The sequence below is a fragment of the uncultured Lactobacillus sp. genome, assembly GCF_902491705.1.
Lineage (GTDB): Bacteria > Bacillota > Bacilli > Lactobacillales > Lactobacillaceae > Lactobacillus.
On the sequence record NZ_CABUIW010000010.1, the window covers coordinates 19,846 to 42,774 of the forward strand.

General features: G+C 38.7%; 16 protein-coding genes and 4 tRNA genes. 18 read left to right on the plus strand and 2 right to left on the minus strand.

Annotated features, from left to right (window positions below; all coding sequences use genetic code 11):
- Positions 1-19 precede the first annotated feature (19 nt).
- The gene (gene cbpA / locus RDN22_RS03390; RefSeq protein ID WP_308555915.1) at positions 20-727 is read right to left on the minus strand and encodes a cyclic di-AMP binding protein CbpA; all 708 of its coding nucleotides are present in this window, start codon (positions 725-727) and stop codon (positions 20-22) included.
- Between the two features lie 162 nt (positions 728-889).
- Positions 890-1,861: an L-lactate dehydrogenase gene (locus RDN22_RS03395; protein WP_308555917.1), complete on the minus strand. Its 972-nt coding sequence runs from the start codon at positions 1,859-1,861 to the stop codon at positions 890-892.
- Positions 1,862-1,990: 129 nt separating this feature from the next.
- Between RDN22_RS03395 and pth the strand changes: the two genes are divergently transcribed.
- From pth to RDN22_RS03485, 18 genes are all read left to right on the plus strand, one after another.
- Complete coding sequence (gene pth, locus RDN22_RS03400; protein ID WP_308555919.1) at positions 1,991-2,548, plus strand: aminoacyl-tRNA hydrolase; 558 nt, start codon at positions 1,991-1,993, stop codon at positions 2,546-2,548.
- A 1-nt stretch (position 2,549) separates the two neighbouring features.
- Entirely contained in the window at positions 2,550-6,032 is a 3,483-nt protein-coding gene (gene mfd / locus RDN22_RS03405; RefSeq protein ID WP_308555921.1) for a transcription-repair coupling factor, read from the plus strand.
- A 12-nt stretch (positions 6,033-6,044) separates the two neighbouring features.
- Positions 6,045-6,287 (plus strand): RNA-binding S4 domain-containing protein, encoded by a 243-nt coding sequence (locus tag RDN22_RS03410; protein WP_308555923.1) that lies wholly within the window; start codon positions 6,045-6,047, stop codon positions 6,285-6,287.
- A 76-nt stretch (positions 6,288-6,363) separates the two neighbouring features.
- On the plus strand, positions 6,364-6,735 hold the full coding sequence (locus RDN22_RS03415) for a septum formation initiator family protein (protein ID WP_308555925.1): 372 nt from the start codon (positions 6,364-6,366) through the stop codon (positions 6,733-6,735).
- Complete coding sequence (locus RDN22_RS03420) at positions 6,735-7,097, plus strand: S1 RNA-binding domain-containing protein (RefSeq protein WP_308555927.1); 363 nt, start codon at positions 6,735-6,737, stop codon at positions 7,095-7,097. Before RDN22_RS03415 ends, RDN22_RS03420 begins: the two co-directional genes overlap by 1 nt.
- Before the next feature lie 39 nt (positions 7,098-7,136).
- A complete protein-coding gene (gene tilS, locus RDN22_RS03425) occupies positions 7,137-8,372 on the plus strand; it encodes a tRNA lysidine(34) synthetase TilS (RefSeq protein ID WP_308555929.1) in 1,236 nt (411 codons plus the stop codon).
- Positions 8,373-8,465: 93 nt separating this feature from the next.
- A complete protein-coding gene (gene ftsH / locus RDN22_RS03430) occupies positions 8,466-10,619 on the plus strand; it encodes an ATP-dependent zinc metalloprotease FtsH (RefSeq protein WP_308555931.1) in 2,154 nt (717 codons plus the stop codon).
- A gap of 56 nt (positions 10,620-10,675) precedes the next feature.
- Positions 10,676-11,566, plus strand: coding sequence for an Hsp33 family molecular chaperone HslO (gene hslO / locus RDN22_RS03435; RefSeq protein ID WP_308555933.1), 891 nt, complete (start codon positions 10,676-10,678; stop codon positions 11,564-11,566).
- Between the two features lie 79 nt (positions 11,567-11,645).
- Positions 11,646-12,671 (plus strand): tRNA dihydrouridine synthase DusB, encoded by a 1,026-nt coding sequence (gene dusB, locus RDN22_RS03440; RefSeq protein ID WP_308555935.1) that lies wholly within the window; start codon positions 11,646-11,648, stop codon positions 12,669-12,671.
- 16 nt (positions 12,672-12,687) lie between these two features.
- Complete coding sequence (gene lysS, locus RDN22_RS03445) at positions 12,688-14,235, plus strand: lysine--tRNA ligase (RefSeq protein WP_308555937.1); 1,548 nt, start codon at positions 12,688-12,690, stop codon at positions 14,233-14,235.
- A gap of 114 nt (positions 14,236-14,349) precedes the next feature.
- Positions 14,350-15,276: a hypothetical protein gene (locus RDN22_RS03450; RefSeq protein ID WP_308555939.1), complete on the plus strand. Its 927-nt coding sequence runs from the start codon at positions 14,350-14,352 to the stop codon at positions 15,274-15,276.
- Between the two features lie 101 nt (positions 15,277-15,377).
- Positions 15,378-15,449: transfer RNA gene (locus RDN22_RS03455), tRNA-Gly, on the plus strand.
- A gap of 114 nt (positions 15,450-15,563) precedes the next feature.
- Positions 15,564-15,635: transfer RNA gene (locus tag RDN22_RS03460), tRNA-Gly, on the plus strand.
- Positions 15,636-15,749: 114 nt separating this feature from the next.
- Positions 15,750-15,824, plus strand: a tRNA-Gly gene (locus tag RDN22_RS03465).
- A gap of 36 nt (positions 15,825-15,860) precedes the next feature.
- Positions 15,861-15,934, plus strand: a tRNA-Pro gene (locus RDN22_RS03470).
- 75 nt (positions 15,935-16,009) lie between these two features.
- Positions 16,010-16,465 (plus strand): GAF domain-containing protein, encoded by a 456-nt coding sequence (locus tag RDN22_RS03475; RefSeq protein ID WP_308555941.1) that lies wholly within the window; start codon positions 16,010-16,012, stop codon positions 16,463-16,465.
- Between the two features lie 104 nt (positions 16,466-16,569).
- Positions 16,570-19,065: an ATP-dependent Clp protease ATP-binding subunit gene (locus RDN22_RS03480; RefSeq protein ID WP_308555943.1), complete on the plus strand. Its 2,496-nt coding sequence runs from the start codon at positions 16,570-16,572 to the stop codon at positions 19,063-19,065.
- Positions 19,066-19,287: 222 nt separating this feature from the next.
- The gene (locus RDN22_RS03485; protein ID WP_308555945.1) at positions 19,288-22,929 is read left to right on the plus strand and encodes a DNA-directed RNA polymerase subunit beta; all 3,642 of its coding nucleotides are present in this window, start codon (positions 19,288-19,290) and stop codon (positions 22,927-22,929) included.

Consider the following 22,929-nt stretch of genomic DNA (forward strand, 5'->3'; position numbering starts at 1 on the left):
ACTTCTAGAAGCTTTTGTTTTAGTCTTTTTCAGGTCGTTCAATAAATACGCCAGGATTTTCATCACTCATAATTGTCATACCAGCTTGCAAATCTTCGATTTCTGAAACAACGAAACCTTTCTTTTGCAACTTATCAACAATAGTTTTCATAGTGATTTCTGAAACACCAGCAGGTAAGGTGAATAAAGTTCTTCTTACGAAGTCACCTTGAAGTTCACCAGCTGCGGCATCAAGTGTCATTACACTAGACATATTGGTGTGTTTAGATACAATCTTAGACATTTTAATTAAGTTACCACGAGCGTTATCTGACAAAACAGTCAAAACGTATGAACCATTCTTGATGTCCCAAGCATCTGATAACATATCAAGCAATCTTGAGTGGGTAAGAATACCGTAGAAGTGGTTTTCTTCATCCAAAACAGCGATGTATGGCAAGTCCTTGATGTTGAAGAATACCCTAAAGAAAGGTGAGTTAACCTTGATTGTCTTAGTGGCATTCTTAAGCAAGTAAGTTACAGGTAGATTCATATCGCCGCCTTGTGACTTATGACGGTAAATGTGCATCTTGTAAATGTTGCCGCGGAAAATTGTGCCAGTGTCATCTACGATAGGCACACATCTGTAACCGGAGTCTTCTAAGATTTTTAGTGCTTCTGCTAGCGTGGCTTTTTCATTAACTGTTGTTAAATAATCTTTCTTAATAACCAAAGATTTAATAAGCATGAGTTCGCCTCCAAAGGGAAAAATGTTACAAGTAATTATAGCATAAATCAATATGTTAATTAAAGACCAACTAATTAATCAAATATATTTTAACAATAGTCAGGCAAATAAAAAAGCATCTTCTTAATTGGAGATGCTTTTTTTAGACTGAATTTTATGGAATTATTGATGAACCTTAACGCCAGTTTCCTTGAAGGCCTTGTCCATAACTTCCTTCAATTGCTTTGCAGAAGCTTCCATTAATTCTTGTTCGTGAGCAGTTAATGGTAATTCAATAACTTGTTCAAGACCCTTGCGGCCAACAACTGCAGGAGTACCAATGTGAAGGTCGTGTAAACCGTATTCACCATCCATAGGTACTGAAAGTGGAAGTACACGGTGTTCGTCGTTCAAGATAGCCTTAGCGATCATTGCTGAAGCAGTACCGATACCGTAGAAGGTAGCACCCTTCTTGTTGATGATGTCGTAAGCCATGTCAGCAACTTCCTTGTGGATGTCTTCAAGCTTAGATTCATCCATGCCGTGAGCCTTAACCCAGTCGCTAACCTTTACGCCACCAACATTGTTGTAGCTCCAAGCTGGGAATTCAGTATCACCGTGTTCACCAAGCATGTATGCGTTAACTGAACGTGGGTCAACCTTTTCCATCTTACCGATAACCTTTTGAAGACGACCAGTATCAAGTGAAGTACCTGAACCGATAACACGATCCTTAGGGAAGCCTGACATCTTCCAAGTTGCGTGAGTCAAGATGTCAACTGGGTTAGCAACTACTAAGAAGATACCTTCGAAACCTGATTCAACAACTGGTTCAACGATTGATGATAAAATCTTCAAGTTCTTGTTTACAAGGTCAAGACGAGTTTCACCTGGCTTTTGTGGAGCACCAGCAGTGATAACTACTAAGTCTGCGTCCTTGCAGTCTGGGTAGTCAGCTGCGTAGATGTTCTTTGGGTAAGTCCATGGAGTAGCATCTGCTAAGTCGATTGCGTCACCTTCAACGTGTTCCTTAGCAATATCAATAATACCCAATTCTTCAGCGATACCTTGTTGCACCATTGAGAATGCAAAGGTAGAACCTACGGCACCGTCACCAACTAAAATAACTTTACGAGGTTTTTCAACTCTTGCCATAACAATAAGTCTCCTTTTTATTAGTGATAATTTTAACAATGAAATTATACCATGATCATAAGCATTAATAAAATTATTATTTAACGATTGTGCTATGATATGTAGGATTATGTATAAGGGGTATTAATAATGAAAATAATTGCGGGTTTAGGTAATCCAGGTCAAAAATACGATAAAACAAAACACAACACAGGATTTATGGCAATGGACCATTATCTTGACGAAAAAGGTTTGTCACTTGATAAGGATAAATTTGAAGGACATTGGACTAAGCAAAAGATTAATGGTGAAGATGTAATTTTCCTTGAACCACAAACTTATATGAATGAATCTGGTCGTTCAGTTGCTCAAATTGCTAATTTCTTTAAGGTAGATCCTGAAGATGTTTTGATTATTCAAGATGATATGGATATGCCAATTGGCAAAATTAGAATTAGAGCCAATGGTAAATCCGGTGGTCATAATGGAATTAAGAGCATCATCCGTGATTTAGGTACTGAAAAATTCAATCGTTTAAAGATAGGTATTCGTCACCCTAAGAATACTACCGTTGTTTCATGGGTACTTACACCATTTAATGGGGAACAACAAAAGTTGATGGATGATGCATTTGATACAAGCGTAAAGATTATCGATGACTTTATTTCAGGGCGCGATAGTCAATATTTGATGAATAAATATAATTAAAATGCGTTTAACAGAAATACTTAAAAAAGATCAAGATTTAAATAATTTTATTGCAAAAACAAAACAAGTAAAGAACTCACTAATCACTGGCGCTAATGCCGGTGCTTTTAGTCTACTCTTAAAACAGATTATCTCTGAGTTAAATGCGCCTTTAGTACTGATCGAAGAAAACGAAAGTAAGGCACAAAATTTATATGGTGAATTAAATTCAATTTTGAAAAATGATACTGCACATTATTTTCCAGTAGATGCGACAATCGCTACTCAAACTGCGGTTAGTTCTCCAGATGAATTAAGTAGCCGAATTCAAGCACTCAACTTTTTATTGAGTGGTAAGCCGGGCATAGTAGTAACTACGCCTCAGGGATTGCAGTATAAGTTATCATCGCCAGATGATTTTGCAAAAGCACGACGTGAATTTGCACCCGAAAAAGAATACGAATTAACCGAATTGAATAATTGGCTAGTTGGAGCCGGCTATAAAAAAGAGGCCTTGGTAGCTCGTCCAGGTGAATTTGCCATTCGTGGGGATATCTTGGATATTTATCCACTAGATCGTGAAAATCCAGTTAGAATAGAATTCTTTGGCGATGAAATTGACACGATTAAGGAATTTGATCTAGCAAGTCAGCGCAGTCAAAAAGAGATCGACCAGGTAACAGTAGCTGCTGCTCAAGACCGTGTTTTTTCTAAAGATGCAATTTTAAATGCAGCAGAAAAAATTAAAAAGGATATGGCAGATGCACCTGCACCAACAAAGGCTGTTAAAGATCACTTCACAGCATCACTAGATAATCTTGAAGATGGTGGCTTGCCAAGTGGCTATGCCTTTTTAGTTGATTATCTAATTGAAAAGCCAAGTAGTTTACTTGAATACTTGCCTAAAAATGGAGAAATTTTATTAGATGATTTGCCACTAATTAAGCAATCTGTTGAAGATGTAGATAAGCAAAATGCTGCGTTTATTGATGATGAGCTAAAGACTGGTGCGATGTTACCACATCAAGAACTGCATTCCGATTTTGATGATGTTTTGTCTAAAGATAAGCACCATCGCATTTACTTCTCACTCTTCCAAAGAAGTATGGGACGTCTTCGTTTAGGTCAGATGCTTAATTGGCAAACGCGTGAGCCTGAACAATTCTTCAGTCAAATGCCATTGATCAAGTCAGAACTTGATTCTTATCAAAAGTCTGGTCAAACAGTTATTTTGCAAGCTGATAATGAAAAAAGAGCTAAGCAAATTGACCAAACAATGGTAGATTTTGGCTTGAATTTACCGATCGTTGGCGAAGATGAACTAGTAGAAGGCCGTACTCAAATCGTTGTTGGCGGATATGCGAGTGGATTTTCTTTGCCAACGGTTAATTTAGTTTACTTAACTGAGCGAGAATTATTCAATAAACGTCCGCAACGCAAGAAGCGGATTAAGACCTTGGAAAACGCCCAAAGACTGCGTAATTACACTGAACTTAAGCCAGGCGATTATGTTGTCCACGTTAATCACGGTATTGGCCGTTTTGAAGGAATTAAAACCCTGGAGAATAATGGCGTAAAGCGTGACTACATTACGATTACTTACCAGCATGGCGACCAACTTTTTGTTCCAGCAGATCAATTGAGCTTGGTGCAAAAATATGTTGGTTCAGAAGGTAAGACACCACATATCAACAAATTAGGTGGCAGCGAATGGGCTAAGACCAAGCGCAAAGTTCAATCTAAGGTTGAAGATATTGCGGATGATTTAATTGAGCTTTATGCAAAACATGAATCTGAAAAAGGCTTTGCTTTTTCACCAGATGATGATTTGCAAAGACAGTTCGATGATGCCTTTCCATACCCTGAAACACCTGACCAATTGCGGTCAATTAAGGAAATAAAGGAAGACATGGAAAAGCCTAAGCCAATGGATCGTTTGCTTGTCGGTGACGTAGGTTTTGGTAAAACTGAAGTTGCTTTGCGTGCTGCATTTAAGGCTATTCAAGATAACAAGCAGGTTGCCTTTTTAGTACCGACGACTATCTTGGCTCAGCAGCACTATGAAACGATTCAAGATCGCTTCAAAGATTTTCCAGTAAATACAGCAATGCTGTCACGTTTTCAAACTCCTGCAGAATCTAAAGAGATTATAGAGGGGCTTGAAGATGGCAAAATTGATTTAGTAGTTGGGACGCACCGTCTTTTATCTAAAGATGTTCACTTCAAGGACTTAGGCTTATTAATTGTTGACGAAGAGCAGCGTTTTGGCGTTAAGCACAAGGAAAAGTTAAAGCAGTTAAAAGCCAATATTGATGTTTTAACGCTTACTGCTACGCCAATTCCACGTACATTGCATATGTCGATGGTTGGAGTACGTGATTTGTCAGTTATGGAAACTCCACCACAGAACAGATACCCAATTCAAACTTATGTAATGGAACAAATTCCTAGCGTAATTAAGGATGCCTGTTTAAGAGAAATGCAACGTGGCGGCCAAGTCTTTTATTTACACAACCGAATTAGTGATATTGATGAAACGGTTGAAAAACTGCAGCAACTCATTCCAAATGCACGAATTGCTAGTGCACACGGCAGAATGAGTCAAAATCAACTGGAAGATATTTTGAATCGTGAATTTGATATCTTAGTAACAACCACGATTATTGAAACTGGGATTGATATGCCCAACGTTAACACGATGATCATCGAAGATGCTGATCACTATGGGTTAAGTCAGCTTTATCAGCTTCGTGGTCGAATTGGTCGTAGTGCTCGTCTTGCTTATGCATATTTCCTTTACCAGCCAAATAAGGTTTTGACAGAAGTTGGAGAAAAGCGGCTAGATGCAATTCGTGATTTTACAGAATTAGGATCAGGCTTCAAGATTGCCATGCGTGACTTATCAATTAGAGGTGCTGGCAACATGCTGGGCGCTGAACAGCACGGCTTCATTGATAGTGTTGGTTATGATCTGTACTCACAAATGTTGAGTGATGCGATTAAAGAGCGTAAAGGTAAAAAGGCAGTTAAGAAGTCGAATGCTGAAATTGATCTTAAGCTTGAATCTTACATTCCTGATTCATATATTGGCGACCAAGAAGAAAAGATCGAATTTTACAAGAAGATTAAAGCTGCCACAGATCAAGAAGAACTTGATAAAATTGAAGACGAATTAATTGATCGTTTCGGTGATTATCCTGCAGCAGTAGAAAATCTGTTAGCGAGTGCTGGACTAAAAGTAAATGCAGATTTAGCACAAGCTCTGACTGTAATCAAAGTTGGCGATAAAATTAAGGTTGAATTCAATAATGCGGCTTCACGTGAATTAGAAGGGCCAAATATTTTTAAGGCATTAGAGCACGTGAACATGAAGGCACGCATTAGCATGAATCAAGAAAAACGAATGGTAGTATTGCTTTTAATGCCTGATGAAATGAAGAATCGCGTTTTGTTTAATGAACTGACAACATTCTTGCAGGCAGCAAGCGATATAGTTCAAAGATAATGAGGAATAAAAATGAGAATTGATAAATTTTTAAAGGTTTCTAGATTAGTTAAAAGAAGAACAGTAGCTAAGGAAATGGCTGATCAAGGTAGAATTAAAGTTAACGGCCGTGTAGTTAAATCAAGCTATGACGTTAAAATTGATGACATTATTGAAATTGGCTACGGTGCTCGAGTAATTAAGGCTAAGGTTTTAAATATTCGTGAGACTACTAAGAAGGCAGAAGCAAGCGATCTATACGAATTAGTTGATTAATGACTTTTGTATAAATCGTTGCTATACTTAACTTAAATGCATTTATTGTAAGTATACGTAACAGGGGATTAAAAAAATGCAAGGTCCACGTATTTATAATTCGATGAGTCCGGAAGAGCAAAGGGCGCGTTTAAAACGTAAACAGGCTAAAAGAGAAAAAGAAGTGCATCGAGTTCGATTTAACAGAATAATTGCTGTTTTTGCGATTATTTTTGTTTTATTGGGTGTGCAAATTGCAATTAAGATTTCTCAAACTGGACGAATAAATAAACAAGTAGAGGCTGAAAAACAAACTTTAGCTAAAGTAAAAGCTCAAGACAATGAGTTATCGACAAAGAAGCAAGATCTTAAAGATCCAAATTATGTTGCAAAACTGATTCGTTCTAAATTCTATTACTCTAAATCTAATGAGAAGGTTTATAACGTTCACGAAAGAAACGATAATTAATGAAAAAATATCAAGCTGGCAATCGAGTGACAGGAGTCATTAATAATATTACTGACTTAGGAATTTTTGTTACTTTGCCAAATAGACATTCAGGATTAGTTCACCACAGTGATTTTGGCAATAACTGGCCAAGAGAAAGACGGAATTACAAGGTAGGACAAGAAGTCCGCGTAGTTGTTGTTCATATCCATAAAGGCAGATTTAATCTGTCAATTTCTCGGGTGAATGATCCGAAGTTAGTTGATCATGATAATCAATTTTCAGATGTGAAACCTGCTGAGTTTGATCAAGTTCTGAATAAGACGGCGAAAGATGCCAAAAAAGAAATTGATCAGTTGAAGCAAGTGTTAACTGAAAATTAGAAAATGGCCTGTAGTGGGCCATTTTTTGTTAGGTAAAATATGAAAATTACTGATTTTTTTAAAGACAATAATATTGATTTAGATAAAACGTTTTTAGTAGCGGCAAGTGCAGGACCAGATTCAATGGCCTTACTGGATATGCTTCGTAAGATGAATGTAAAAGTAATGGCGGCACACTTTGATCATCAACTGCGCGCTGATAGCAAAGACGAAACTGCGCTTTTAAAAAGATATTGCCAAAAGTATGATATCCCGCTGTTTACGGCGATGTGGACTGAAGAAAAGCCGGCTAAGGGAATTGAAGCGGCGGCGAGGAATGCACGATATGATTTTTTGACTAAAGTAGCTAAAAAAGAAAAAGCAGATTATTTATTAACGGCGCACCATGGTGATGATTTGCTGGAAAATATTTTGCTTAAATTTATTCGCTCAGGCAACCCCGAAGAAATGAATAGCCTGCAGGCAGTGGGAAAGATGTATGGTGTACCACTGCTTAGACCGCTTTTGGCTTATAGCAAGCGGGAGCTTTTAAATTATGATGAGCAAAACGGTATTGAATTTATAACTGATTCAACCAATAACGAAGATGAGACGATGCGCAATCGTCTGCGGCATCATGTGGTACCGCTACTGAAAAAAGAAAATCCTGATTTAATTGCCAATGCCTTGAATTATAGTCAAAAAATGACTAAGCTGGATGATTTTGTAAATCAAAAAGTAACAGAAATTGGGCAGCTAGAGCCATTTTTGCGGCGAGCATATCGAATTAAAAGTGAAAAATTAGCGAAATTATCAAAAGAAGAACAGATCATTTTTTGGCAGAAAAATATCTGGGATAAGTTCCATCGCCGTGTTAATCAAAATTTGGGCAATTTCACTGTGCTTGAATATCAAGGCTACTTTTATCTATTTAAAAATGGTCAGCTTAATGCAGATGTACAACCAATAAAATTAAATCTCCCGTTTAAGTTTCAAAACGAGGCGTTTGTTTTAACTGATAGACCAGAAAAGGATAAAGTAGAGATAGGCAATTTTTGGTTTAAAGAAAAAGCAGATTTTAAAGCCGGCTCGTTAATGCCTGGAGCTAAATTATTGCTTCAAGATGGCAAGAGAACGAAGGCTAAGAAGAAATTTGCGGAGCATGCCATTCCTTTGCCTTTGAGATCATTATGTTTAACTATTTATGCCAATGATGAGCCAATTTTTGTAGAGCAAACTTACCAAAATCAAAATTGGATTGAAAACGGTAACCAATATTTTCTGTATAAATATTAAAAGTCTTCAAAATAGTTGAAAATATTAGTGGTCGCAACATATTTTGTGATAGAATTTTAAACGTATAACTTAAAGACTTTGCGGAGGTTTTTTATGAAGAATAACCGGAATAGGCTACTTTCGAATGGCCTTTTCTATATAGTTGTGTTCCTTCTACTCCTATGGGGAATCAACTGGGCACTCGGCGGTTCTAACAATGGAAGCAGCAGCGAAAACATTAGCTACTCCCAATTTGTTAAGGATTTACGCCAAGGCAAAGTTAAAAACTTTAGTGTTCAACCTGCTAATGGTGTCTACACTGTTTCAGGTAGTTACAAGACTGCACAAACAACAAAGAATCAATCAAATAGTAGTTTTGATTTCTTTAGTAATAGTTCAAGTAGAAAAGTATCACGCTTCTCTACCACCATGTTACAAAACGATTCAACAGTTTCTAACGTGCAAAACTTGGCACAAAAGAGTAACGCTCGGATGACTACTCAAGGAGAATCACAATCAGGCAATTGGATCTCAACCATTGTCATGCTTGTGCCAACTGTTTTGTTTATTGTCATGCTTTGGATGATGATGAATCAAAGCGGTGCTGGTCGTGGTGGCAGCGGCGGAATTATGAACTTCGGCCGCTCACACGTTAAACCAGAGGATCCTTCTAAGAACAAGGTTCGTTTCTCTGACGTAGCCGGTGAAGAAGAAGAAAAGCAAGAATTAGTCGAAGTTGTTGAATTCTTAAAAGATCCATCAAAATACACTAAGTTAGGTGCAAGAATCCCATCTGGTGTTTTACTTGAGGGTCCTCCTGGTACTGGTAAAACTTTACTTGCTCGTGCCGTAGCTGGTGAAGCTAACGTACCATTTTATTCAATTTCAGGTTCAGACTTCGTTGAAATGTTTGTTGGTGTTGGTGCTAGTCGTGTACGTGACTTGTTCAACAATGCCAAGAAGAATGCTCCAAGTATCATCTTTATCGATGAAATTGATGCCATTGGTCGTCGTCGTGGTAATGGCACCGGCGGTGGCAACGATGAACGTGAACAGACTTTGAACCAATTGTTGGTTGAAATGGATGGTTTCGAAGGCGACGAAGGCGTAATCGTTATTGCCGCAACTAACCGTTCAGATGTTTTGGACCCAGCCTTACTTCGTCCTGGTCGTTTCGACCGTAAGGTATTAGTTGGTCGTCCTGACGTTCGTGGTCGTGAAGCTATTTTGAAGGTTCACGCTAAGAACAAGCCACTTGCTCCAGATGTTGACTTGAAGGAAGTAGCTCGTCAAACACCTGGCTTTGTAGGTGCTGATTTGGCTAACGTTTTAAACGAAGCTGCTTTGGTAGCCGCTCGTAGAAACGGTACTGAAATTACTGCTTCTGATATTGATGAAGCTGAAGACCGTGTAATTGCCGGACCTGCTAAGAAGGACCGTTTAATTGCAGAGCCTGAAAGACGTAGAGTGGCTTTCCACGAAGCTGGTCACTCAATCTGTGGTTTAGTTTTAAGTGATTCAAGAACTGTACGTAAGGTAACTATCGTGCCACGTGGCCGTGCCGGTGGTTACAACATCATGCTTCCAAAAGACGATCAATTCATTTTGACTAAGAAACAATTATTTGAACAAATTGTTGGTTTAATGGGTGGTCGTGCTGGTGAAGAAGCAACCATTGGTGATAAATCAACTGGTGCTTCAAACGACTTTGAACAAGCAACTCAAATTGCTCACAGCATGGTTGTTAACTATGGTATGACTGATGAATTAGGTATGGTTGAACTTGAAAAAGAAGGCGAAACCAATCCTTACGGCTTTAAGCCATACAGTGAAGCAACTTCTGCTAAGATTGATGAAGCTGTTAAGAAGATCTTGGATGAAGCTCATGCTAAGGCCTTAGAAATCGTAAAAGAAAACAAAGAAAAGCATAGAATTATTGCGGAAGCTTTGCTTAAATACGAAACTTTGGACGAAAAGCAAATCATGTCTTTGTATAAGACTGGTAAGATGCCTGAAAAGGACGAAAGCGAATATCCAAGTGAATCAAAGGCTTCAACTTATGAAGAAGCTAAAGCCGCTGCAGAAAAGCGTGAAGTAGAAAAGGCAGAAAAGAAAGATTCAGATCAGGTACTAGCTGATCAAGAAAAGACTGCTTTGGAAACTCCTTCAGAAAAGAATCATGAAGTTGAAGAGCACAATGCTGAAAATCCTGAAAAGGATGAAACTACTAATGATTCATCTGCAGACGATGAGCACAAAGATAATTAAATAAAAGTAGGGCCTGAATAAGGCTCTATTTTTTTAGAAAAGAAAGAAGGACAAAAATGAGTGATTATTTAATTAAAGCAATCGATAAAACAAAGAATTTGCGTTTGCTTACAATCACCGCTAAAGACGTAGTAGCTGAAGCACAAAAGCGTCACGACTTGTGGTCAGCTTCAGCAGCAGTACTTGGACGTACCTTGGTAGGTTCACTTCTTCTTGCTGGTGCTGAATTAACAGATAAAGAAGAATTAACTGTTAGATTAATGGGTAATGGTCCAGTTGGCCCAACAGTTGTAACTGCAACAGCTAATTTGAAGGTTAAAGGATATGTACGAAATCCACATATTGCTTTGCCACCTAAGAAGAATGGTCATATTGATGTGAAAAAGGCTGTGGGTCAAGGGATGCTTGAAGTTACTAAGGATCTTGGCTTAAAGACTCCTTATACTGGTCAAGTGCCAATTGTATCTGGTGAAATTGCTGAAGACTTTGCATATTACCTTACTAAGTCTGAACAAATCCCATCAGCTGTTGGTTTATCAGTTTTCGTAAATCCAAATAATACAATCGGCGAAGCTGGTGGATTCATGCTTCAAGCTTTACCTGGCGCAAGTGATGAACTTATTACTAAGACAATTAAGCGCATTGAAGCTTTGCCTGCACTTTCTTCATCATTCTTAGATGGAATGACACCAGAAGATTTAGCTCGCAAGATCTTGGGTACTGATTGCAAGATCTTAGAAAAAGAAGATGTCGCATTTAGCTGTGACTGTTCAAAAGAAAAGTATGCTGGAATTCTTGAAACATTGAAGAATTCACAATTAAAGGCCATGATTGATGAAGATCACGGCGCAGAACTTACTTGCAACTTCTGTGGTAACAAATATCACTACAGTGAAGATGAATTAAAAGATATCTTAGCTAAGAAAAAAGACGACAAAGACTATTAATTTAAATTAAAAAGTCCTAAGGTTTTATCCTGCGGGGCTTTTTTGATATTATAATAGGGTTATTTGAAAGGATGATTTGGTGGATAACAGCTGGAAAATTCGCGATATCACCATTCCAAACCGAGTTGTTGTTGCGCCGATGGCGGGAGTTTCAAACTCAGCATTCCGCGTTGTATGTAAGGAATTCGGAGCTGGGCTGGTTGTCTGCGAGATGATCTCGGATCACGGGATTATTTATAGAAATAAGAAAACTTTGAGCATGATGGATGTTGACCCAAGAGAACATCCAATGAGTATTCAAATTTTCGGAGGGACCGAAGATACTCTGCTTCAGGCTGCTCAATATGTTGATCAACATACGGATGCCGATATTATTGATATTAATATGGGCTGCCCTGTACCTAAGGTTACTAAGACTGATGCAGGATCCAAATGGTTACTTGATTCAAACAAGATTTATCAAATGGTTCATGCAGTAGTACAGAATGTCCAAAAGCCAGTTTCTGTTAAAATGAGAACTGGTTGGGATAAAAAGCATGTTTTTGCTGTAGAAAATGCATTGGCTGCTCAAGAAGCAGGTGCCAGCATGCTTGCAATGCACGGTAGAACTCGAAAACAAATGTATCAAGGCGAAGCTGATTGGGAAGTTTTGCATGATGTTGCCCAAGTTTTGGATATTCCATTTGTAGCTAACGGTGACATTAGAACTCCTGAGCTTGCTAAAAAAGCTTTGGATGAAATTGGCTGTACTGCAGTGATGGTTGGCCGTGCCGCATTAGGTAATCCTTGGATTTTGAAGGATATGGTACATTATTTAGAGACTGGTGAAACCTTACCGCCACAAACTGTGCGTGAAAAGGTAGAAACTGCTAAGCACCAATTAAATGCTTTAGTTAAAATTCACGGTGAAAAGCGTGCAGTTCCTGAATTTCGTCAACAAGCTGCATACTATTTAAAGGGAATTCCCCGTTCGGCCCGTACTCGTGCTAAAATAAATGAGGTCTGGACGCGTCAAGAAGTGTATGACTTGCTTGATAACTTTGTAGATGAATACGAAAAAAGAGAAAAAGCACGTGAAGCACGACGCGCGACAATGAACAAATAAATGGAGGAAAGATAAATTGGCAAAGAATGAAATGAACGACCAATTAAGAGTTCGTCGCCAAAAGATGGACGAAATGCGCGAAAATGGAATTGAACCATTTGGCCAAAGAAAATTTGATCGTCAAGATTTAGCACGTACTTTGGAAGAAAAGTATGGCAAAGAAGATAAAGATGAATTAAACAATGACATGCCTAAGACCAAGATTGCTGGTCGTATGCTTGCTAAACGTGGCAAGGGTAAGGTAGGTTTTGCTGATCTTTACGACCGTACTGGTAAGATCCAAATTTACGTACGTAAAGACATCGTTGGTGAAGACAACTACAAGATCTTCAAGAAATCAGATATTGGTGACTTCTTAGGTATCGAAGGCGAAGTTATGAAGACTGATACTGGTGAACTTACCATTAGAGCTCTTCACGTAACATTCTTGTCAAAGGCTCTTCGTCCTTTGCCAGACAAGTACCACGGTTTGAAGGATGTTGAAGCAATTTACCGTCAACGTTACCTTGATTTGATTACTAACCGTGACAGCTACATGCGTTTTGTTCACCGTACTCAAATTATTCAAGCTATTCGTGATTACTTAAATGGCTTAGACTTTATGGAAGTTGAAACTCCAGTACTTCACAACATTCCTGGTGGTGCTGAAGCTCGTCCATTTATTACTCACCACAACGCTTTGGACATTAACCTTTACATGAGAATTGCTTTGGAACTTCCACTTAAGCGTTTGATTGTTGGTGACATGGAACGTGTTTACGAAATCGGCCGTGTATTCAGAAACGAAGGTTTGGACACTCACCACAACCCAGAATTTACTGAACTTGAAACCTATGCAGCATACTGGGACTTCCACGATGTTATGGATGAAGCAGAAGGTATTATCCGTGCTGCAGCTAAGGTTGTTACTGACGATGGCAAGATTACTTACCAAGGTACTGATATTGACTTAGGCAAGCCATTCCGTCGTGTTCACATGGTTGACCTTATCAAGGAAAAGACTGGCGTTGACTTCTGGAAGCCAATGACTCTTGAAGAAGCAACTAAGATTGCTGAAGACCATGACATCCACGTTGAAAAGTTCTGGAAAGTTGGCCACATTATTAACGCCTTCTTTGAAAAATACTGTGAAGAAACTATTGTTGACCCAACATTTGTTTACGGCCACCCAGTAGAAATCTCACCACTTGCAAAGAAGAACGCTGACGATCCAAGATTTACTGATCGTTTCGAAATTTACATCATGGGTGAAGAATACGGTAACGCATTCTCAGAATTGAACGACCCAGATGACCAACGTGCACGTTTTGAAGCTCAAATGGAAGAACGTGAAGCTGGTAACGACGAAGCTGATATGATCGATGAAGATTACCTTCGTGCTATGGAATACGGTATGCCACCTACAGGTGGTTTGGGTATCGGTATTGACCGTTTGGTAATGCTTTTGACTGATGCTCCAGCTATCCGTGACGTACTTCTCTTCCCAACTATGCGTCCTGAAGCAGTTCCTTCAATTGAAGCTGAAGTTAAGGCCGATATGGAAAAGAAGAACAAGAAGAACTAAATTTAGTCTTTAATATATAAAAATAACCAAGCATTTTGCTTGGTTATTTTTTGTGCCTGCGTAGTTTTTTAGGGTGTAAAATAACATTGGTTTCATGTTGGGAGGAATGAAAATATGAAATTAAAAAAGAAGGTTACCTTTCTATCTTTAATATTGCTCTTTTTTAGTGCAATAGTTGTAGGGATGACTACTAATCAAAAAGTTGCGGCAGATGATGAAAGTTCTGCACAGTTGATAAATGAATTTTTTGATAATCGGGGAATATTGAAAAACGGTGCCAAAGCAGAGATCTTAGATGAATCACAAGTTGGACACTGGTGTGAACATCAATTTCTTATTTATGATAAAGATTATCATGATTTTGACCATATGCCTTATGGGACTTATACAATTGGAAATGAAATATATGCAACGGATTGGAAAAAGCCAAGCGATCAAAATTTAAAGGTCACATTTTATTCAACTTTGTATAATCCTAAGACCATGGCAGAAATTCAAGCAAATACTCAAGGTTCTGTGAATATACCAGCGGGTAAAGATAGTGGATATGCTTTTTGGGTAATTAAGGTTAGATGTGATAAAGATGAAATTAAGGTCTTATCTCAAAAAGATTATGATAAAGCACCATCTTCACCATATTCAGTTAAGCAAGTTAAGAATATTTTCTTCAAGAAATTAACTCTGGAATCTAATGGGAAAGCTATAAAGAAATCAAGCTTCATTGGTAATAAACCTAGATTTAGTTTTAGCAATGTTTCTTTAATTAAGGATGAAGTTACTTGGATGTACAGGAAGAACTTTCAACGGTCAATGATTTCATACAAGGGGAAACTACCTGTTCACGATTATGATTTTAAAGCTCATGTACGCGTTAATAATTTTAAACCAAGTAAAAGAAATAGAACTTACGATTTGGTAGATAGAGACGGCGATACTATTGCTGAAATTCATGTGCCTAAGAATTCTAGAAATGGTAGTGGCACTATCAAATTAGACTTGAATTTAACCTTTGATGATTACTTTTTTAAAGCAAAGTTATAATAAATAAGATCTCATATCTGTGTTTTAATGCATGGATATGAGATTTTTTTATTAAAAAGTATTGCAATGTAAAAACAATTTGCTATAATAATATTTGTTATGCGGAAGTAGTTCAGTGGTAGAACATCACCTTGCCATGGTGGGGGTCGCGGGTTCGAATCCCGTCTTCCGCTCTAGGATGAAAAGCTCACGGAAGTGAGCTTTTTTTGTACCTAAAATTCTTTTGTACTTTTTTGAATAAAAAGTATTGCAATGAAAAATTAGTTTGCTATAATAATATTTGTTATGCGGAAGTAGTTCAGTGGTAGAACATCACCTTGCCATGGTGGGGGTCGCGGGTTCGAATCCCGTCTTCCGCTCTAGGATGAAAAGCTCACGGAAGTGAGCTTTTTTTGTACCTAAAATTCTTTTGTACTTTTTTGAATAAAAAGTATTGCAATGAAAAATTAGTTTGCTATAATAATATTTGTTATGCGGAAGTAGTTCAGTGGTAGAACATCACCTTGCCATGGTGGGGGTCGCGGGTTCGAATCCCGTCTTCCGCTCCAAGATAGAAGGCTCACCGAATGGTGAGCCTTTTTTTGCGGGAAATAGCTCAGTTTGGTAGAGCGCTACGTTCGGGACGTAGAGGTCGCGCGTTCAAATCGCGTTTTCCCGATAATCATAAGCTGTCACAATAGACAGCTTTTTTCTTTTTGTTATAATACACTCTAAAACTATAGGGGACATAAAGATGACAGCTACTACGAAAGAAAATTATGAATTATTAGTAAAACAAGCTAAAGCACTAATTGATGGCGAAGAAGATTGGATTGCTAATACGGCCAATTTATCTGCGCTTTTATTTAATTCACTTGAAAATGTGAATTTTGCTGGAGTTTATCGCTTTGAAAATGGAGAGTTGATTTTAGGCCCATTTCAAGGGATGCCAGCTTGTGTGCATATTCAAATGGGCAAGGGCGTCTGCGGAACAGCTGCACAAGAAAAAAGGACACAAATCGTGCCTAACGTGCATGAATTTGCTGGCCATATTGCATGCGATAGTGCTTCAAATTCAGAAATTGTTGTCCCTATTTTTAAAGACAAGAAACTTTGGGGCGTTTTTGATTTTGATTCTACTAAACTAAATAATTTTGATGAAACAGATAAAAAATATTTGACTGAAATTGCTACTGCAATTTTTGATTAAATGGATGATTATGGTCATAATAATGACGGGACAAGTTAAATTATTTTACTTACTAACGAAATAAAAGTAAAATACCATAACGTATTTTAAAGGGTGGTGTTTGTATGGAAAACTCATATAGTAAAAGCGCTAATCAAGTGTTGGAAATTGCGCGTGAACAAGCACAAAATTTCCATCATCGCTTGATTGGAACAGAACATGTCTTATTGGCTTTAGTAATTGAAACAGACGGTGAAGCAGGAAAGATCCTTCGCTCATGGGGCCTTACTCCTACTGCTGTGCGTGAAGAAATTGAGCGTTACACAGGCTACGGCTCAGCTGCTAAAGCTAGTTATATGGAAATGTCTCCTAGATTGAGCTTGGCACTAGATTATGCTAAAAGACAAGCAGATCAAGGTGGATACAAAGAAATCCAAACTAACCATATTTTGCTAGGAATAACTGCTAGTGAACAAGTTTTATCAGCAATGATCTTAAAGAACTTAAATGTTGATATTGGTCGCTTGCGTCAAGATGCAATTGATAGCTTGGAACAAGATCAAGACTTTGGCGACTCAGCTAACTGGTTAGGTAATAATAATTCATCTGCATCAGCAGCCCCAGCACAAAAGAAACGTAAGGCTAGCACAACTCCTACTTTGGACAAGGTAGCAATTAACTTGAATCAACGCTCACGTGAAGGCGCAATTGATCCAGTTATTGGTCGTTCTAAAGAAATTAAACGTGTAATTCAAATTCTTTCTCGCCGTACTAAGAACAACCCAGTCTTAGTTGGTGAACCTGGTGTTGGTAAAACTGCTGTAGCAGAAGCTATTGCTACAGAAATTGTTAAGAAAAAGGTACCAGAAGACTTACTCGATAAGCGTGTAATGGCACTTAACATGGGTAATTTAGTTGCCGGTACTAAATACCGTGGTGAATTCGAAGATCGAATGAAGAAGATCTTGGATGAAATCGCTAAAGACGGCAAAGTTATTTTGTTCGTAGATGAAATGCACACTTTGATTGGTGCTGGTGGTGCTGAAGGCGCAATTGATGCATCTAACATTTTAAAGCCTTCACTTGCTCGCGGCGATATTCAAATGATCGGTGCAACTACATTTGACGAATATCAAAAATACATTGAAAAAGATCAAGCTTTGGCTCGTCGTTTCCAACAAGTTCGTCTTAATGAACCATCAAGAAAAGAAGCTTTGGCAATTTTACAAGGCTTGAAGCCAAAATATGAAAAGTTCCACCACGTAACTATTTCTGAAGCAAGTCTTGAAGACGCAGTTGATTTATCAAGCCGCTACATTTCTGACAGATTTTTACCAGATAAGGCAATCGACTTGGTCGATGAAGCTAGTGCTGCAGTAAAGATCCGCAATAATGTTGGCTCTGACGATAAGTTGGTCAAAATCAATGATGAAATCAAGAAATTGATTGACCAAAAGAATGAAGCTGCCGCAAGTCAAAACTTTGTTAAGGCTGCTCAGTTGCAAGATAAGCAAAATGCTTTGCAAGCCAAGCGTGAAAAGCTAGTTGAAACTTTGCACACTAAAATAAGCGCAAATGCAATTGTTGAACCAGAAGATATTGCTAAGGTGGTTTCAGATTGGACCGGAGTTCCAGTTACTCAAATGAAGCGTAATGAAACTCGTCAACTTGCTAACCTTGAAAGTGTCCTTCATAAACGTGTTATCGGTCAAGACAAGGCTGTTTCTGCAGTAGCTCGTGCTATTCGTAGAAGCAGAAGTGGAATCAAGGATGAACGTCGTCCAATCGGTTCATTCTTATTCTTAGGCCCAACAGGTGTTGGTAAGACTGAATTAGCTAAGTCTGTTGCAGCTGCAATGTTTGGTTCAGAAGACAACATGATTCGACTCGATATGTCTGAATACATGGATCAAATTGCTTCAAGCAAGTTGATTGGTTCAGCTCCTGGTTATGTAGGCTATGAAGAAGGCGGCCAACTTTCAGAACAAGTTCGTCGTCATCCATATTCAGTAGTACTTCTTGATGAAGTAGAAAAGGCCCATCCAGATGTGTTCAATTTGCTTTTGCAAGTACTTGATGAAGGTTTCTTAACTGATTCTAAGGGTAGAAAAGTCGACTTTAGAAACACCATTATTATCATGACTTCTAACTTAGGTTCACGCTCATTGTTTGATGCCAATGCAGTCGGCTTTAATGCAGATAACGTAGACCAAGCTAAGGAAAGACAAAGCAAGGTTGAACAAGCAATTAAGCAATTCTTCCGTCCAGAATTTTTGAACAGAATTGATGAGACAATTGTCTTTGACGAATTAAACAAGAAGCAATTGCGTAGCATTGTTACTTTGCTTACTCATAAGTTGGTTGAACGTTTGCAAAAGAAAGGTATTACGCTTAAGCTTTCTCGCGCTGCTTTGGATAAGATCGTTCAAGATGGTTATGATCCAGAAAATGGAGCTCGTCCATTAAGAAGAGCAATCCAAAATGATATTGAAGATAAAGTGGCAGAAATGCTGATAACTGGCGAAGTTCAAAAGGGCGATACTTTGAAGATTGGTAGTCAACATGGTAAATTAAAATTTGAAGTTGAGAAATCTACCAAAAAATTGGAAAAAGTCAAGTAGTAATAGGCATTTTACCTTGACAAAATATCAAAAATAACATATAATTTTTGCTGATTTAAAAAGACTGAGATTCAGGATTTTGCTGATCTATTGTCCAGCAAAATGATAATGACAAAAACGACACACGTTGTTTTTGTCTTTTTTATGCCTAAAATTGCGGTTTTTTGAATTTGTAACAGAAATGTAATATTTGCTTTCTTAGACAGAAAGGATGTTTTTTCCTTGTTAAATGGACACGTAGTGAACTACGGTAAGCATCGAACTAGACGCAGTTTTTCAAGAATTAAAGAAGTTTTGAAGCTGCCAAACTTGACCGATGTTCAAACCGAATCATATAAGTGGTTTCTTGATAAAGGCATTAAAGAAGTCTTTGACGACATTATGCCTATTAGTGACTTCTCAGGTAAGCTTTCATTAGAATATGTTGGCTACAAGCTTCAAAAGCCTAAGTACACGGTTGACGAAGCTCGTGATCACGATGCAACTTATGCTGCACCAATGCACGTAACTTTGAAGCTTACTAACCAAGAAACTGGTGAAATTAAGACTCAAGATGTATTCTTTGGCGATTTGCCATTGATGACTGAATCAGGTTCATTCATCGTTAATGGTGCCGAAAGAGTTATCGTTTCTCAATTAGTAAGATCTCCTGGTGTATATTACACTGGCGATTATGACAAGAACGGTCGTCAAATCTTTGGTACTACTGTTATTCCTAACCGTGGTGCTTGGCTTGAATATGAAACTGACGCTAAGAACGTTTCATACGTTCGTGTTGACTGTACTCGTAAGTTGCCTCTTACAGTTTTGATTAGAGCTATGGGTATTGGTTCTGACAGTGACATTATTGATATGTTCGGTCAAAGTGATACTTTGCAATTTACTTTGGACAAGGATGTTCACAAGAACCCAGCTGACTCACGTGTAGCTGAAGCTTTGAAGGACATTTACGAAAGACTTCGTCCAGGTGAACCAAAGACTACTGATTCATCACGTTCACTGCTCTACGCTCGTTTCTTTGATCCACGTCGTTATGACTTGGCACCAGTTGGTCGTTACAAGATCAACAAGAAGCTTTCACTTAAGAACCGTTTGTACGGTCAAACTTTAGCTGAAACTTTGGCTGATCCAGATACTGGTGAAATCATTGTTAAGAAGGATACAGTTGTTACTCATGAAGTAATGGACAAACTTGCTCCATACCTTGATCGTGATGACTTCAAGATGGTAACTTACCAACCTTCAAAGGAAGGCGTATTACCAGATCCTATTACTGTTCAAGAAATTAAGGTTTACTCAAAGGTTGATCCTGAACGTGAAGTTAAGTTAATGTCAAACGGTCACATCGATGCAGATGTTAAGCACTTGACTCCAGCTGATGTTTTAGCTTCAATTAACTACTTCTTCGCTCTTCAAGACAAGATCGGTACAACTGATGATATCGACCACTTGGGTAACCGTCGTATTCGTCGTGTTGGTGAACTTCTTCAAAACCAATTCAGAATTGGTTTGGCAAGAATGGAACGTGTTGTTCGTGAAAGAATGTCAATCCAAGATCCATCAACTGTTACTCCACAACAATTGATCAACATTCGTCCAATTGTTGCAAGTATCAAGGAATTCTTCGGTTCATCACAACTTTCACAGTTCATGGACCAACACAACCCATTGGGTGAATTGACTCACAAGCGTCGTATGTCAGCCTTAGGGCCTGGTGGTTTGACTCGTGACCGTGCCGGATATGAAGTTCGTGACGTTCACTATACTCACTATGGTCGTTTGTGTCCTATCGAAACTCCTGAAGGACCTAACATTGGTTTGATTAACTCACTTGCTTCATACGCAATTATTAACAAGTATGGTTTCATCGAAACTCCATATCGTCGTGTTTCTTGGGATACTCACAAGGTAACTGACAAGATCGACTACTTAACTGCTGATGAAGAAGATAACTACATCATTGCCGGTGCCAACACTCCTTTGAACGAAGATGGTTCATTCAAGGAAAAGATTATTTTGGCTCGTCAAAAGGAAGATAACGTCGAAGTTACTCCAGACAAGATTGACTACATGGACGTTATTCCTAAGCAAGTTGTTTCAGTTGCTTCAGCATGTATTCCATTCCTTGAAAACGACGACTCAAACCGTGCTTTGATGGGTGCCAACCAGCAACGTCAGGCTGCTCCTTTGATCAACCCACACGGTTCACTTGTTGGTACTGGTATGGAATATCGTGCAGCTCACGATTCAGGTGCTGCATTAATTGCTAAGGCAGCAGGTACTGTTGAATACGTTGATGCTAACGAAATCCGTATTAGACGTGAAGATGGTACTTTAGACAAGTACACTCTTGAAAAGTACCGTCGTTCAAACAACTCTAAGTCATACAACCAAACTCCTAACGTTAAGTTGGGTGACCACGTTGACGTAAGTGATGTAATTGCTAATGGTCCAACTATGGATCACGGTGAACTTGCTTTAGGTCAAAACCCACTTATCGCATTTATGACTTGGAACATGTACAACTACGAAGATGCCATCATGCTTTCAGAACGTTTGGTTAAGGATGATGTCTACACTTCAATTAGTATCGAAGACTACGAATCAGAAGCTCGTGATACTAAACTTGGTCCTGAAGAAATCACTAGAGAACTTCCTAACATCGGTGAAGATGCTTTGAAGGATCTCGATGCTGATGGTATCGTTCGTGTCGGTGCAGAAGTTCACGATGGCGACATTTTGGTAGGTAAGGTAACTCCTAAGGGTGTAACTGAATTATCTGCTGAAGAAAGATTACTTCACGCTATCTTTGGTGAAAAGGCTCGTGAAGTTCGTGATACTTCACTTCGTGTACCACACGGTGGTGGCGGTATCGTTCAAGACGTTAAGGTTTACACTCGTGAAGCCGGCGATGAACTTTCACCAGGTGTTAACACAATGGTTCGTGTTTACATCGCACAAAAGAGAAAGATTCAAGTTGGGGACAAGATGTCTGGTCGTCACGGTAACAAGGGTACTGTTGCTGCAGTTGTACCAGAAGAAGATATGCCATATCTTCCAGATGGTACTCCAGTAGACATTTGTTTGAACCCAATGGGTGTTCCATCACGTATGAACATCGGACAGCTTCTTGAATTGCACTTGGGTGCAGCTGCTCGTCAATTAGGTATTCACGTTGCAACTCCAGTATTTGATGGTGCAAACGAAAGCGATGTTTGGGACACTGTTCGTCAAGCTGGTATGGATAAAGATGGTAAGACTGTTATCTACGATGGTCGTACCGGTGAACCATTCCACAACCGTGTATCAGTTGGTGTCATGCACTACTTGAAACTTACTCACATGGTTGACGATAAGATCCACGCTCGTTCAATTGGGCCTTACTCATTGGTTACTCAACAACCACTTGGTGGTAAAGCACAATTCGGTGGTCAGCGTTTTGGTGAAATGGAAGTTTGGGCCCTCGAAGCTTACGGTGCAGCTTACACCTTGCAAGAAATCTTGACTTACAAGTCAGATGACGTTGTTGGTCGTGTAAGAGCATATGAAGCTATCGTTAAGGGTGAAAGAATTCCTAAGCCAGGTGTACCTGAATCATTCCGTGTTCTTGTAAAGGAACTTCAATCATTAGGTTTGGACATTCGTGTTCTTGATATGAACCACAATGAAATCGAGCTTCGTGATATGGATGAAGAATCAAGTGAACACTTGAATATCGATATATTGTCACGTATGGCAGAAGAACAAGAAAAGAAGAAGTTAGCCGAAGAAACTGAAAAATCAGAAGATAAAAAAGATGATGACAAGCCTGCAGACAAGCCAGTAGCTCCTGCAGATGAATCTGACGGTAAAGTTTCTAAATAG